We start from the raw sequence: 14,838 nt of genomic DNA, 5'->3' as shown, positions 1-14,838 counted from the left end.
CGCGGTCAAGCCCTTTCTTTTTGCCACCGCCAGGAATCTGCTGATCGACCGGGCGCGCCGGGCGCAGATCGTCTCGATCGAGACGGTGGCCGATCTGGAGGCGCTCGATACCTCGGTGGAAGAGCTGACGCCGGAGCGTCATGCCGCTGGCCGCGGCGAGCTGCGCATGCTGCAGACGGCGCTGGACGAACTGCCGCCGCGCTGCCGCCGCGTGGTCGAGTTGCGCAAGATAGACGGCTATTCGCAACGCGATGTGGCCGCGCAACTGGGCATTACCGAGGACACGGTGGAGCGGCAGGTGTCAAAAGGGGTGCGGGCGTTGGCCGACGCGCTGTTCGCCAGGGGGGTCATGCTCAGGACCAAGGCTTTTGGCGCGGCGCTTGACAAGAAGAGCCGAACATCATGAGTGAAGCACAACGCATAGAGGAACGCGCCGCCCAGTGGCTGGCGCAGCGCGACCGGGGCGACTGGAGTCAGCAGCACGAGCAGGAACTGGACGCCTGGCTGGCTGCTTCGACGGCGCATCGGGTGGCCTACCTGCGGCTGTTGGCGGCCTGGCAGCGGGCCGATCGTCTGAATGCGCTGCGCACGCCGGCGCCACCCGATCGGGCCGCGGCAGCGCGCTTTGCACTGCCGCGCTACTCCCTGCACCGGGTCGCCGCCGGCGTGCTGCTGGCGCTGGTGCTGGGGGCCGCCTCATGGTTTTGGCCGGGCGGCGGCGAGGGCGATCGCTACAGCACCGAAATTGGCGTGCGCGGAGAGGTCTCCTTGTCGGATGGCTCGCGCCTGACCCTGAACACCAACAGCCAGGTGCATACCGCGATCAGCGACCGCCAGCGTACCGTCTGGCTGGACCGCGGCGAGGCCTATTTCGACGTGGCCCATGAGCCCACCCGGCCGTTCGTGGTGCTGGCCGGTGAGCGCCGGATCACGGTGCTGGGCACCCGGTTCTCGGTGCACCGGCATGGCGACCAGGTCGATGTGGTGGTGGAAGAGGGGCGGGTCCAGATCGGCTCCAACAGAGCGGCGCCGCAAGCGCCCAAACCCGTCATCGCCACCCGCAATGACGTGGTGGTGGCCGAGGCCGGCCAGATTCTGGTGCTTGCCAAGAGCGCCGAGCAGGTGGCCAACGAATTGAGCTGGCGCCAGGGCAAGCTGGTGTTCGATCAGATCACGCTGGCGCAGGCGGCCGAAGAGTTCAATCGCTACAACCGGCAGCAATTGGTGATTGCCGAGCCGGCGCTGGCGCAACTGCGCGTCGGCGGCAGTTTCGCCGCCAGCAACGTGCGCGGCTTCGCGCGGCTGCTGCACGATGGCTTCGGCCTGGTGGTGAGTGAAAGCGCGGACGAAATAAAAATTTCGAAGTGAACATTACCGGATCGTGACAGCCCGCTCGTCTCAGTAGGCAGCGCATGTTGCGCCGAACCGGAGGTGACGGATGATGTGGGATAAGCAAGGCAGATTTCTTCGGAGTCTGATGATGGCGTGCTGCATGCTGGCCGCGCTCTATGCGCAAGCGCAGACGCGCAACTTCGATGTGGCTGCCGGCGACCTGAAGACGGCGTTGGACACTTTCATTGCACAGTCGCAGGCGCAACTGCTGTACAAGGTCGACGATGTCAAGGGTCTCTCGACCAAGGGCGCCAAGGGCGCGGCAACGCCGGAGGAAGCCCTGGCGCGTCTGCTGGAAGGGACCAAGCTCAAAATCCGGCGCGACGCCGACGGTGCCATGGTGATCTATGTGGCGCCACCGGACGCGCTCAAATCGGAGCGCACCGATCAGCCGCCGGCCAATTTGAGTTCGGTCGTGGTGACGGCTTCCCGCCGCCACGAGCCGGCCCGTGAAGTGCCGATGCAGGTCTCGGCCCGCAGCGGCGAAGCGCTGGAGCGCGCCGGCGCCAAGTCCCTGACCGACTACATCGCCGACGAGCCCGGCGTCAACCTCAGCAGCTACGGCGGCACGCGGGGTGGACTCAGCATGCGCGGTGTCACCACCGGAAACCAGCAAACCGTTGCCACTGTCGGGGTGTATGTGGACGACGTTCCGGTCGGCTCCAGCAGTGCCACCGCCGGCGGCTCAACGACGGCACTCGACATGGGCCTGCTGGATTTGCACCACATCGAAATCCTGCGCGGCCCGCAGGGTACCTTGTACGGCGCCGGTGCCATGGGCGGCCTGCTCAAGTACGTGACCACGGAACCCGACACCGGCGAATTCTCGGGCAAGGTGACGCTGGGCACTTCGTCGGTGCGCGGCGGCGGCAACAACGCCACCGTCAGCGCGGTTCTCAACGTGCCGCTCAAGCAGGATGTCGCGGGTTTGCGCGTGGCGGCGTTCCAGGACCAGGTGGCGGGCTATTACAAGGCCGTCGGCGCGGCCGCGGGGGACGCCATCAACGCTGGCGACACCAAGGGCTTGCGCCTCTCGCTGCTGGTGACGCCAACCTCCAAGCTGTCGGTGCGCCTCTCGGCCACAACGCAGAATCTTCAGCGCGACGGGCACGGCATGGTGGACATGGACCTCGGCACCGGTCAGCCGATCGAGGGTGACCTGAGCCGCCGGCGAACGGTGGCCGATCCGGTCAGCAACCGGCTAACGCTGTATGGGCTGGACCTTGAGTACGACCTCGGCTGGGCTCGCCTGAACTCGATCACCTCGTCGCAAGAGGTCAAGGACCACAGTGTGATCGATGCCAGTCCGGTTTATGTGCCCTTGCTCAATGCCAATGGCCTGCCGGCGGTCTCGACCTGGGCCGACGATTCCTTCAAGCAGGACAGAATCAGCCAGGAGTTCCGCTTGACCTCACGCGCCAGCAACCAGCTCGAATGGCTGGCCGGCGCGTTTTTCAGTCGCGAGCGCGGCGCTCATGAGCAGACCGTCGATGCCGGCTTCGGCGGTGCTCTGAGTGGCGCCAACCTGCTGACCGGTTCGGTTCCCAGCACCTACCTGGAACAGGCGCTGTACGGCGACCTGACCTGGCACGCCACACGCTTGCTGTCGCTGACGGCGGGGGCGCGCGTCGCACGCAACAGTCAAACCGTGAGCCAGAGCGCTTCCGGCTTGTTGCTGGGACAGCCGTCGGTGCTGGGTGGTAGTTCCGAGGATTCCAGTACCACTTACCTGGCCACCGCGCAATATGCGCTGGCGCCGACCAGCAATGTGTACTTCCGCGCCGCCAGCGGCTACCGCCCGGGTGGCCCGAACGGCGTGCCCTTGAGCACGGGGCTGTCGCCGGTGCCACCCAGTTTCCAATCCGACTCGCTATGGAGCTACGAGCTGGGCTACAAGGCAGATCTGCTGGACAAGACGCTGTCGTTGCAGGCCGCGCTGTTTGACATCGAGTGGAGCAACCTGCAGCAGGTGGTGGTGATCGGGGGTTTTGGATCCATCGTCAATGCCGGCGACGCGCGTGTGCGCGGCAGCGAGTTGGCGCTCAACTGGTCGCCGCTTCCCGCGCTGCGCCTGAGCGCCGCAGCCACCACCCTCGACGCCCGGCTGCGCAGCGACGCACCAGGCCTGGCCGCTTCCGGTACGCGCCTGCCCAACAGTGCCCGCTTTTCGGGCAGCCTGGGGGCCAGCTACAACTTCAACGTTGCCGCGCACCCCAGCTACCTGGGCGTCACCGTCCGGCACGTCGGCGAACGCGACGCCGGCTACCCGGGCAGCGCCATGCTGCCCAGCTTCAAGATGCCGGCCTATTCGTCGCTCGACCTGCAGGCCGGCATCGAGTTGGGCCGCTTCAGTCTGGCCGCTTATGTGCGCAACCTGACCGACCAGCGCGGCTTATTGAGCGCCACCCATCTGACGGGCAATCTGGAACAGGTCACGGTGACCCAACCGCGCAGCGTCGGCGTCAGCTTGAGCACCAGCTTCTGATGGGCTTGAGCGTGGTTTCCGCAGCAGGCCCGGAGCCCGGCGACGGGCTGGCCGCGGCGCTGCCGTCGTCGTCGTCGCCGTCGCCGCGGCGCGGCGCCCTGGCCGGCGCCTGGCTGGGCCTGGCGGTGCTGATTCTGGCGGCGGTCCTGGGCTGGGTCGACCGGATGGTGTTCAGCCTGCTGGCGGAACCGGTGCGCCAATCCATGGGCTTGTCCGATACCCAGTTGGGCCTGCTGCAAGGCGCCGGCTTTGCGCTGTTCGCCGGCATTGCCACCTTGCCGCTGGGTTGGTTGGGGGATCGCTTCGACCGGCGGCTGGTGCTGGCGGCTTGCGTGCTGCTGTGGAGCGCCGCCACCGCCATGCGCGGCACGGCCCACAGCTACGCCATGCTGTTTGTGGCCTCCATCGGGTTGGGCGTTGGCGAGGCCGGTCTGGCGCCCATCGTTTACAGCCTGATCCCCCAGATGTTTGCGCGCAGCCAGCGCGCGCTGGCCAATACCTTGTTCGCCTTCGTTTCGATCGCCGGCGGCGCCTTGGGAACCATGCTGGGCGGCGCCGTTCTGGGGCTGGTGGAACAAGCGCGGCCGCTGCTGCCGCCGGCGCTGCAGGCACTCGAGAGTTGGCGCCTGGGTTTTTTCGCCATGGCGCTGCCCGGGCCGCTGGTGGCCCTGCTGGTGTTGTTCATCGGCGGCGGGGCGGGGCGTGCCGCTGTGACCGCGCCAGGCGGCCTGGTGCCGGCCCGCCAGGACTCGACCGGGCTTTTGAGCTACCGCCATTACATGGCAGCGCATTGGCGCACGCTGGCGGGCCTGGTGGCCGGCATCGGTGTCGCCAATGTCGGCCTGCTGGCGGTCTACACCTGGGTGCCGATTCTGGCGGCGCGCCAATTCGGCGCCACACCGGCGCAATTGGGGCAGGGCATGGGCCTGGCGCTGCTGGCCGGCACCATCGTCGGTGCGGTGCTGGGGGCCGTGGCGCTGCGATTCGCGCAGCGGCGTATCGGTGTGGCGGCTCCGGTGCGCGTCGTGCTGCTGGCCAATCTGACGGCGGCGTTGTTGTCGCTGCCGCTGGTGCTGGTGCGCTCGGCCAACGATGTCTTCGTACTGCTGGCGTTGATCGTGGTGCCGCTGATCGCCGGCACGGTGGTGATACCGAACGTTCTGCAAGACGTCAGCGCGCCGCATTTGCGCTCCCGCATCATTGCCACGCTGACGGTGGCCGCGATGCCGTTCGCGGTGCTGGGCCCGCTGCTGGTGGGCGGCTTGTCCGATGCCTTGAAGAGCGTTCCGAACGGGCTGGCCTGGGCCTTGGCACTTATCACCGTGGCTGGTGGTGCTGTCGGCGCGATGGTTCTGCGCCGCTGCGAAAACGCCTTCGTCCGCCTGGTGCAGGCGATGCAATCTCACTCAACCGATCCCTGACTCACTGCGCTGCTGCATGACTACACCTTCAGAATCTTCCAGTTCCACCGACCGGACTCGCACTGCGACTGCGGCGCTGGACGCCTTGCTGCAACCCTTCAACCGCAGCGACGCGCCGGGCCTGGTGGTGGGCGTTGCGCGCGACGGCCAGACCTTGTACCGCCGCGCCTTCGGTCTGGCCAGCATCGAGCACGGCGTCATCAATACGCCCCGCACGCGCATGCGCATCGGCTCCACCAGCAAGCACTTCGCGGCGCTGGCGACCTTGCTGCTGGCGCAGGACGGCAAGCTGTCGCTTGACGATCCGCTGCGCCAGCACCTGCCCGAACTTCCGCTGCTGGGCGCCGGCCCGACGCTGCGCCAGTTGATGAACCACACGAGCGGCTGGCGCTGCCACATCGATCTGTCGTTCATCGCCCATGGCGCGGCGATCCAGCCGCGCGGCTCGGCGCTCGCTTTGCTGGCGCGCCAGAGCGAGCTGAACTTCGAATCCGGCAGCCGCATGATCTACAGCAACGGCGGCTACCACCTGCTGACACAGGTGATAGAGCGTGTCAGTGGCGTCGGTTACGAAGAGTTCCTGACGCAACGCATCCTGGCGCCGCTGGGCATGCACGACACCGCGTCGCTGCCCAGCGATCTCGACGTGCACGCCGGTGTCGCCTCGCTCTATCTGCCGCGCCCCGACGGCGGCTGGCGGCACGGCATTTTTCCGTCCGAGGAACTGCGGGGCGAAGGGGCCATCGTCTCGACCGCGGACGACATGCTGCGCTGGCTGGCGCATTTGCGCGGGGCCGGTCAGCGCCTGGTCGGCAGCGACGAAAGCTGGTCGCAAATGATGACACCGGGCGTGCTGTCCAGCGGTACCGCTACCGGCTACGGCCTGGGCCTGATGCGCCACCACTACCGCGGGGTGGAGGTGCTGCACCATGCCGGCGGCGTGGTGGGCGGCACGGCGCAGATGCTGACGCTACCTTCGCTGCGCCTGGACCTGGTGCTGATGACCAACGGTGCGCCAGTGGCGCCCATTGCGCTGGGTTTCAGGATCGTCGACGCGCTGCTGGGCGATGCACTGGCCGAGCCGGTCGAGGAACGCGTCGCGGCGACGGTCCGGCCGGCGCTGCTGGGCCGGCGCTACCACGCGCCGCTGACGGGCCTGGTGATCGGTTTTTCCGACGCCGCCGGCAAGCTGGGCCTGAGCTGGCTGAACAGCCAGCCAGTGCCGCTGCGAGACGCCGCTGGCGGTCTGCGCCTGGGTGTCGAGGACTTGCCGATCGGCCCGATCGAAATCGCGCTGCCGCAGGGACCGGATGCGCAGCCGCCGGCAACGCTGACGGTGAAGGAGGGCGGGCACCCGCATCACTTCATGGCGCTGCCGGACGCTGCGCCAGCCGTATCTGAGTTGGCGGCGCAACTGGTCGGCGTCTACCGCGTGCCCGACCTCGATGCCAGCGCACGCCTAGACCTCGAAGGCGGCGCGCTGTATTTGCGCATCCTCGGCAGCGGTGGCCGCCACACGTTGCGGCTGGAAGCCCTGTCCAGCGAGGTGCTGGCCTGGTGCTCGGCCGATCCGCTGCTGTCCGCCGTAGTGCGCGGCGTGCTGAATGTCGAGCGCGCCGACGGGCGCGTGGTGGGTCTGCGCCTGGACACTGTGCGCACCCGGCACCTGCGCTTGGTGCGCGAGGAGGGCCAGCCGTGAAGTTCTTCACCGCCTATCTCGCCACCGAGACCAACACTTTCGCGCCGGCGCCCACCGGTTGGAGCGGCTTCAAGGAATACGGCTTGTTTCGCGGCGATGCCAGTGGGCAGGCACCGCAAGGCCTGGGCCTGGCGACGCGGCTGTTGCGCCAGCGTTGCGAGGCCGAGGGTCACCAGTTGATCGAGAGCGTCACCGCTTTCGCGCAACCGCTGGGGCGCACGGTGCGTGCCGTTTATGAAACTTTGCGCGACGAAATTCTGGAAGACCTGCGCGCGGCAGCGCCCATTGATGCGGTGATCCTGTTGCTGCATGGCGCCATGGTGGCCGATGGCTACGACGACTGCGAGGGCGACCTGCTGGCGCGCGTGCGCGAGATCGTCGGCCCGCGTGTGCCGATCGGGGTCGAACTCGATCTGCACTGCCATATGACGCGGCGCATGTGCGACGCGGCCGACGTCATCATTGCCTTCAAGGAGTATCCGCACGTCGACGCCATGACGCGGCTGTACGAACTCTACCGCATTGTTGCCGACGCGGCGCTGGGGCGCGTGCGGCCGGTGACTGCCATGTTCGATTGCAAGATGGTGGGTCTGTGGCATACCACGCGCGAGCCCATGCAGGGCTTCGTGCGGCAGTTGCAGGCGTGCGAGAAGTTGCCGGGCGTGCTGTCGGTGTCGCTGGGTCACGGCTTTCCGTGGGGCGACGTGCCGGAGGCGGGCGCCAAGCTGTGGGTAGTGGCGGATGGTGATCTGCCGCTGGCGCAAAAACTTGCCGCGCAACTCGGCCGCCAGTTTTGGGACTTGCGCGAGCGCATCGGGTCGGACCAACTGGCGGTGGACGAGGCGCTTGATACGGCGCTGCGGCTCTCTAGCCAGCCCGGACGCGGCCCGGTGGTGCTGGCCGATACCGCCGACAACCCAGGTGGCGGCGCCATGGGCGACAGCACCTTCATCCTCAGGCGCATCGTCGAGCGCGGCATCGGCAATGTGGCCTTGGGCTTGCTGTGGGATTTGGGGGCGATCCAGATCTGTCGTGACGCCGGGGTCGGCGCTCGCATAGCTCTGCGTCTGGGCGGCAAGTTCGGACCGGCCTCCGGCGATCCGCTGGATCTGTCGGTCACCGTTCGTGCGCTCAGTGAGGACTTCTTCCAGATAGGTCTGAACTCGGGTGATGAGCGCGCACCGCTGGGTACCGGCGTCTGGCTGCAATGGGGGCAGGGCGTCGACCTGGTGCTGGCCAGCGTGCGCAGCCAGGTGTTCAGCACCAGCGCCTTTACCGGCCTGGGAATCGCGCTGGCGGACAAGCAGCTCGTGGTGGTCAAGTCGACCCAGCACTTCCATGCCCAGTTCGCGCCCATGGCACGCGCCGTGCTGTACGTCGACACGCCGGGCGCCATCGCCATGTCGTTTGCCAGCATCCCCTATCGCCGGCGCAGTCTCGATTACTGGCCGCGCGTGCCCGATCCGCATGGTTTCGGCGAGGCGGCGCAGCAGGGTTGCGCTTGCCTCGCGGAGCAAGCATGAACGCTGCAACCTCAAGCACAAGTCCCATGCCGCCGCCGGGCCGGCGCTTCGATGTCGGCGGCCTGCGCCTGCACCTGCAGCGCAGCGCAGCACCCGCCGCTGGACCTGGTGCGGGGCGACGACCAACCATTGTGATTGAAGCCGGCCTGGGTTGCGCATCGCCAATCTATGCCCGTTTGCAGCGCGCGCTGTCCGGTCAATTCGATGTTTGCAGCTACGACCGTGCGGGCCTCGGTTGGAGCGATCCGGCGCCGGCGCCGGCCGACGCTGTCACTGCCGCCGGGCGCCTGCAGGGTTTGCTGGCTGCCGCCGGCGTTGCCGGTCCGCTGTTGCTGGTGGGCCACTCGCTGGGGGCGCTGATCGTGCGGGTCTTTGCCAAGCGCTATCCGCAGCAGGTGGCCGGTGTGGTGCTGCTGGACGGCAGCCATCCGGAGCAGCGTCTGGAGCCGGCGCTGTCAAGTCCGCCGCCAGGCTTCGAGGCTCATCTGCGCGGCGCACTTCACCGCTACCAGACTGGCGGTGAAGTGCCCGGCGAACTGGCGTTGCTGATGCAGATCTTCTCCGACCTGCCCGAAGTGCCGGCACAACTGGCCGCGCTGGCGCGCGAGAGCATGGTCGACGCGACGATGCTGGAGTGGCAAAGTTTTGCGGCCAGCGCCCAGCAGGCTGAGCAAGCCGGCGATCTGGGCGATCTGCCGCTGACCGTGCTGTGGGCACCGGTGGTCGCCGCGATACCCGGAATGGATGCTGCCCAGTTGCTGGAGCGCTGGCGCCGGTTCCAGAGCGACGCCGCCACGCTGTCTTCGCGCAGCCGTCTGCTGGCCGTCGACGGGGCCGACCACATGGGCCTGGTGTTGCACCCGCAATTCGCGGCCGTCGCCGCCCGCGAGATCGCCGCCCTGGCGCACCAGGTGTCGGGGGCGAGGTGAATTCGGGCAAAATTGCCGCATGTCAGCCTACGAAGTCACTTCCGAACGATCGCGTCTCGATCTGTCCGCCATTCACGCGTTTCTGACGCAAAGCTATTGGTCGCCAGGCATTCCCAGAGCGGTGGTGGAGCGCGCCATCGCCAACTCGATCTGCTTCGGCGTTTTTCACGCCGGGCAGCAAGTGGCTTTCGCCAGAGTTGTTTCCGATAAGGCCACTTTCGCCTACCTGGCGGATGTCTATGTCCTTGAGGCGCATCGCGGCAAAGGCCTGGCGCACCGGATGATGGTAGCGGTGAAGCAGCACCCGGAGCTACAAGGACTGCGCCGCATGTTGCTGGCGACGCGCGACGCGCACGGTCTTTACGCCAAGCACGGCTTCAAGCCGCTCGCGACGCCGGATCGGATGATGGAAATCCATGTTCCCAATGCCTACCGCGCGGCCTGACCCACTTAACCATTCGCATGCTACAACTCCGCCACGAAGGTCTCCTGTTGCGCCCCTTCGAAGACAGCGATGCGTCTGCCTTCACAACCGCGGTCCGCGAGTCGGCGCTGACCGTTGGCCGCTGGATGCCCTGGTGCCACGCCAACTACACGCTGCCGGATGCCCTGGGCTGGTTTGAAGTCTGTCGCAGCGGCGCCAGCGCCGGCACGGCGCATGAATTCGGCATCTTCGACGAGCAGACTTCCGAATTCCTGGGCGGCGCCGGGCTCAATCAAATCAACCTGCAACATGCGTATTGCAACCTTGGCTATTGGGTGCGGCAGTCAAGACACCGGCAGGGTATCGCTGCGCGCTGCGTGCGTGCCCTGGCGGACCATGCCTTCAAGGCGCTGGAACTCCAGCGCGTCGAGATCGTCGTCGCGCTCGGAAATGAGCCCAGCTTCGGGGTGGCGCAGAAGTCGGGGGCCATGCTGGAGTGCGTGGCCCGCAATCGTCTGCTGATCCACGGCAACTCGGTTGCCGCCTCGGTGTTCTCTCTGATTCCGGCGTAAAGCGCCGCTCAGCCGGTGGAACGGCCTGACCCTCAGACGCTGGCCACTTCCGGTGTCGTCACCGGTCCCTTGCCGCTGAATCGATCGAGGGCCAGGTAAATGACCGGCGTGATGAACAGCGTGATGGCCTGCGAAAACACCAGGCCGCCGACCACCGCCAGACCCAGCGGTTGGCGCAGTTCGGCACCGGCGCCGATGCCGATGGCGATCGGCACCGCACCCATCAGGGCCGCCAGCGTCGTCATCATGATCGGCCGGAAGCGCAGGATGCAGGCCTCGCGGATGGCCATCGCTGGCGTCATACCCTGATGGCGCTGCGCGTCGAGCGCGAAGTCGATCATCATGATGGCGTTCTTCTTGACGATGCCAATCAACAGCACGATGCCGATGGTGGCAATCAGTGTCAAGTCTTGCCCAAACAGCATCAGGGTCGCCAGCGCGCCAACCGCGGCCGAGGGCAGGCCGGCCAGAATGGTGATCGGGTGGATATAGCTCTCATACAACACGCCCAGCAGCACGTAAATCACCAACAAGGCGGCAATGATCAGAATGGCCTGGCTGCCCTGCGAACTCTTGAACACGGCAGCGTCGCCGCCGTAGCTGGTAATCACCGATACCGGCATTTGAATCGCGCTGCGGGCGGCGTCAATCTTGGCCGTGGCATCACCCAGCGCGGCGCCGGGCGCCAGATTGAAGGAGATGGTGACCGCCTGCAATTGACCGACGTGGTTGATCGACATCGGGCCAACCGTTCGCTCGACCGTGGTGAAGCTGGCCAGCGGCACCATGGCGCCGTTGGAAGAGCGCACGTAAATGCTGTCCAGCGCGCCCTCGTCGAGCTTGCCCTCGGGGGCCACTTCCATGATCACCTGGTAGCTGTCGGTGGGCAGGTAAATGGTCGAAACCTGACGCTCGCCAAAGGCGCTGAACAGCGTGCTGCGGATCGCATCGATCGATACCCCCAGGGTATTCGCGCGGTCGCGGTCAATCTTCAGTTGCGCCTGCAAGCCGCGCAACTGTGCGTCGCTGGTGACATCGCGAAAGATCGGGTCGGCGCGCAGGCGTTCCTGGATCTTGACGGCCCAGCCATTGAGCTCGTCGGCGCGGACGCTTTGCAGGATGTACTGGTACTGGGCTTTGCTGGGGCGACCGCCCAACTGCAAATTCTGAATCGGACGCATGAAGACAGCAATGCCGGCCACGTCGCGCAGCTTGCGGCGCAGCCCTTCAATCACCTTGGCCATAGGCTGGCGTTGACCGGCGGCTTTCAAGGTGATGAACATGCGTCCGGTGTTTTGGGCGCCACTGCCCCCATTGAAGGAACTCACGTTGGCGACGTTAGCGTCGCCGCGGAAGACCGCTGCCACGCGCTCCTGGAGGATCACCATGGCCGGGAACGAGGTGTCTTCGGCAGCTTCCGTGGTGACCTGGATCTGGCCGATATCTTCTTCCGGAAAGAAGCCCTTGGGGATAATCGTCATCAACCAGGCGGTCGCGACAAAAGTGGCAACCGCCACGGTCAGTACGGTCTTGCGGTGCCGCAAGGCGATGTCCAGCAGCCGGGTGTAAGCCGCCAGCAGCGCGTTGAAGCCGCGCTCAAAGAAACGGACCAGGGCGCCTGGCGGTTTCTTGTGCGCTTCGTCCGACAGGAACCGGCTGGCCAGCATCGGCACCAGCGTCAGCGACACGAAGGCCGAGACGATGATGGCCAGACCCACCACCACGGCAAATTCATGGAACAACAGTCCGATCACCCCGGGCATGAAGAAAATGGGAATAAAGACCGCAATCAAAGAGCTTGATATGGCGATGATGGTGAAGCCTACTTCGCGTGCGCCGCGCATTGCTGCTTGAAACGGCGGCACGCCGTTCTCGACGTGGCGAATGATGTTCTCCAGCACCACGATGGCATCGTCCACCACCAGGCCAACCGCCAGCGTCAGGCCCAACAGAGAAATGTTGTCCAGGCTGTAGGAGAAGCCCCATAGCAAGGCCACGGCGCCAATCAGTGAAACCGGCAGCGACAGGGTCGGGATCACGGTGGCGACAAAGCGGCGCAGAAACAGGAAGATCACCAGCACCACCAGGGCAATGGTGCCCAGCAGGGTGAGGGAGACGTCATGCAACGCGGCCCGCACCGAGACCGATCGGTCGTTCACCGGTGTCATGGCGACCGACTGCGGCATCTGGCTTTGCAGTTTCGGCAGGGCCTCGCGCACCGCGTCCACCACGCGTACCGTGTTGGCACCAGGTTGCCGCTGCACCGCGATGGTGATCGAATTTTCGCCGTTCAGGGTGGCCCAACTCTTGAGTGTCTCCAGACTGTCTTCGACCTGGGCCACGTCGCGCAGCCGCACCGGATTGCCACCGCGCGTGCTGACAATCAGATCGGCAAAATCCGCCGCATTCTTGAGCTGTCGATTGGCCTGCAAGGTGAGCGTCTGTTGCGCACCCTCGAAAGTGCCGACCGGCGTATTGACGTTCGCCGCACGCAATGCGGCACTCAACTCGTCAAGCCCCATGTTGCGCGCCGCCAGTTCCTGCGGCCGGACCCGGACCCGCACCGCATAGCGTTTGTCGCCGTAGATGCTGACCTGGGCCACGCCGTCGATGGTGGTCAGGGTGGGGGAAATCAAATGCTCCGCGTAATCCTGCAGATCGGAAGGATTGACGGAAGGCGAGGTGAGTGCGATCAGCAGCACCGGCGCGTCGGCCGGATTGACCTTGCGGTACGCCGGTGTCGCCGTCATTTCGATCGGCAAGGCACGCTGCGCGCGCAGCAAGGCCGCCTGCACATCGACCGCCGCCGCATCGACGTTGCGCCCTTCGTCAAACTCCAGAGTCAGCGAGGTCCGGCCCAGGGAACTGACGGAGCTGATGGTCTTGAGTCCCGGCACCGTCTGAAATTGTTTTTCCAGCGGCAACGCGACCGAACTGGCCATGGTTTCCGGATTGGCGCCGGCCAGGGCTGCAAAGACATTGATCACCGGTGTGTCGTAACTGGGCAGCGCCGCCACCGGGATGCTGCGAAACCCAATCACGCCAGCCAGCACCACCGCCAGGTTGAGCAGCGCCGTCATCACCGGACGGCGGATAAAAATTTCCGACAGGTTCATGGCGTTGTCGGCGGCGTTGTGCCGACCGGCTTTCCGGGTGCGCCCGCTGCGCGTTCAACCACCGGCGAACCAGGCCGCAGGTTTTGTTTGCCGTTCAGGACGATGGCGTCACCCTCATTGACGCCGCTCACCGCCGCGTCATCCCCCTGGGCGTACAGAACCTGAACCGGCTTCAACACGGCCTTGCCGTCGACCTTGACATAAACAATGGTTCCGCGAGCGCTCTGAATAACGGCTGCCTGCGGTACCACCACGGTGTCTTTAAGTGTGCTGACGGTCTGGGACACATCGACGAAAGACCCGGGCCAGAGCTTGCCGTCCCGGTTGTCGAAAACAGCTTTCACCTTGACCGACCCCGAGTTGAGGTCGATCGCGTTGTCGACAAATTTCAGGCGTCCATTGAAAGTGCCCGCACCATCGGCCAGCGTGGCGGTGACCGGCGCGCCGCCGTCCTTGAGCGCAGCCAGCGCGTCCGGCAGATTGCGTTGCGGCAGGTTGAAGGCAACCGCAATCGGGTCCAACTGGGTGATCGTCACCAGCGTGGTCTGATTGGCCTGCACGGTGCTGCCCGGAAACACCGAAACCGCACCGGCACGCCCGGCGTTGGGGGCCGTGACGCGGGCGTAGGAGAGCGCCACCCGGGCCGCGTCAATGGCCGCCTGATCGGCGGCAAGCACCGCCATCTGGGAGTCGACTTGCGCCTTGCTGGTATCCAGCGCGCCTTGCGATATGAAGTTTTGCGCCAGCAGTTGCTGGGCCCGGACCAACTGCCGCTGGGCGTCGGCCAGTGCCGCGGCGTCCTTGGCGAGTTGTGCCCTGGCCTTGGCGACGTTGGCCTCATCGGTGCGTGCATCCAGGGTGAACAGCAGGTCGCCGGCCTTGACAAATTGCCCCTCGTGGAAATGAACTTTGGAGATGACGCTGCTGACCTGCGCCTTGACATCGACGCTGTTCAGCGGCGTGACGGTTCCAGTGGCCTTGAGCAGCACGGCCAAGGTTCGTTTTTGCGCTCGAACCGTGGTCACCGTAATCGGCGCTGCCGGCGCCGCGGCGGCGGGGCTTGGCGCGCTGCCAGGGCTGGCCGGCGCCGCAATATCGGCTTTGCCGCCGCAGCCAAAAAGCGAGGCCGCCGCCAGTCCACAAACAAGCCTAAGCCAATGAGGGGTTGTCTTCATGATTCTCCTGTAGCTGGTCGGAGCCTGCGCCAAAGCATGAACAACCCGGCTCGCAAATCCTCGATCTTTTTCGCCCTGCATGCTACCAGAGCGGCGGTAGGG

11 protein-coding genes are annotated in these 14,838 nt (G+C 66.1%); 9 read left to right on the top strand and 2 right to left on the bottom strand.

Annotated features, from left to right (window positions below; genetic code table 11):
- The 9 genes from PHS32_RS19230 to PHS32_RS19190 all read left to right on the top strand — a co-directional run.
- Window positions 1-406: sigma-70 family RNA polymerase sigma factor (locus PHS32_RS19230; RefSeq protein WP_301080725.1), on the top strand; the 406-nt coding region annotated here is incomplete at its 5' end.
- Window positions 403-1,368, top strand: coding sequence for a FecR domain-containing protein (locus tag PHS32_RS19225; RefSeq protein WP_301080724.1), 966 nt, complete (start codon window positions 403-405; stop codon window positions 1,366-1,368). The genes PHS32_RS19230 and PHS32_RS19225, both read left to right, overlap by 4 nt.
- A 109-nt stretch (window positions 1,369-1,477) precedes the next feature.
- The gene (locus PHS32_RS19220; protein ID WP_301080723.1) at window positions 1,478-3,877 is read left to right on the top strand and encodes a TonB-dependent receptor; all 2,400 of its coding nucleotides are present in this window, start codon (window positions 1,478-1,480) and stop codon (window positions 3,875-3,877) included.
- An 11-nt stretch (window positions 3,878-3,888) separates the two neighbouring features.
- Window positions 3,889-5,298, top strand: a complete 1,410-nt coding sequence (locus PHS32_RS19215; protein ID WP_301080722.1) for an MFS transporter — start codon at window positions 3,889-3,891, stop codon at window positions 5,296-5,298.
- A 16-nt stretch (window positions 5,299-5,314) separates the two neighbouring features.
- Entirely contained in the window at window positions 5,315-6,997 is a 1,683-nt protein-coding gene (locus tag PHS32_RS19210; protein ID WP_301080721.1) for a serine hydrolase domain-containing protein, read from the top strand.
- Window positions 6,994-8,520: a M81 family metallopeptidase gene (locus PHS32_RS19205; protein ID WP_301080720.1), complete on the top strand. Its 1,527-nt coding sequence runs from the start codon at window positions 6,994-6,996 to the stop codon at window positions 8,518-8,520. The genes PHS32_RS19210 and PHS32_RS19205 overlap by 4 nt, the downstream gene beginning before the upstream one ends.
- Entirely contained in the window at window positions 8,517-9,449 is a 933-nt protein-coding gene (locus PHS32_RS19200) for an alpha/beta fold hydrolase (protein WP_301080719.1), read from the top strand. Before PHS32_RS19205 ends, PHS32_RS19200 begins: the two co-directional genes overlap by 4 nt.
- A gap of 19 nt (window positions 9,450-9,468) precedes the next feature.
- Window positions 9,469-9,894, top strand: coding sequence for a GNAT family N-acetyltransferase (locus tag PHS32_RS19195; RefSeq protein WP_301080718.1), 426 nt, complete (start codon window positions 9,469-9,471; stop codon window positions 9,892-9,894).
- Window positions 9,895-9,941: 47 nt separating this feature from the next.
- Window positions 9,942-10,445, top strand: coding sequence for a GNAT family N-acetyltransferase (locus PHS32_RS19190; protein ID WP_366143494.1), 504 nt, complete (start codon window positions 9,942-9,944; stop codon window positions 10,443-10,445).
- A gap of 32 nt (window positions 10,446-10,477) precedes the next feature.
- Here the strand turns inward: PHS32_RS19190 and PHS32_RS19185 are convergent, their stop codons facing one another.
- Window positions 10,478-13,561, bottom strand: a complete 3,084-nt coding sequence (locus PHS32_RS19185) for an efflux RND transporter permease subunit (protein ID WP_301080715.1) — start codon at window positions 13,559-13,561, stop codon at window positions 10,478-10,480.
- Complete coding sequence (locus tag PHS32_RS19180; protein ID WP_301080714.1) at window positions 13,558-14,736, bottom strand: efflux RND transporter periplasmic adaptor subunit; 1,179 nt, start codon at window positions 14,734-14,736, stop codon at window positions 13,558-13,560. The genes PHS32_RS19185 and PHS32_RS19180 overlap by 4 nt, the downstream gene beginning before the upstream one ends.
- Between the last annotated feature and the right edge of the window lie 102 nt (window positions 14,737-14,838).

Source organism: Rhodoferax sp. (genome assembly GCF_028714215.1).
GTDB lineage: Bacteria > Pseudomonadota > Gammaproteobacteria > Burkholderiales > Burkholderiaceae_C > Rhodoferax.
This window is presented reverse-complemented; position numbering and strand designations above follow the sequence as displayed.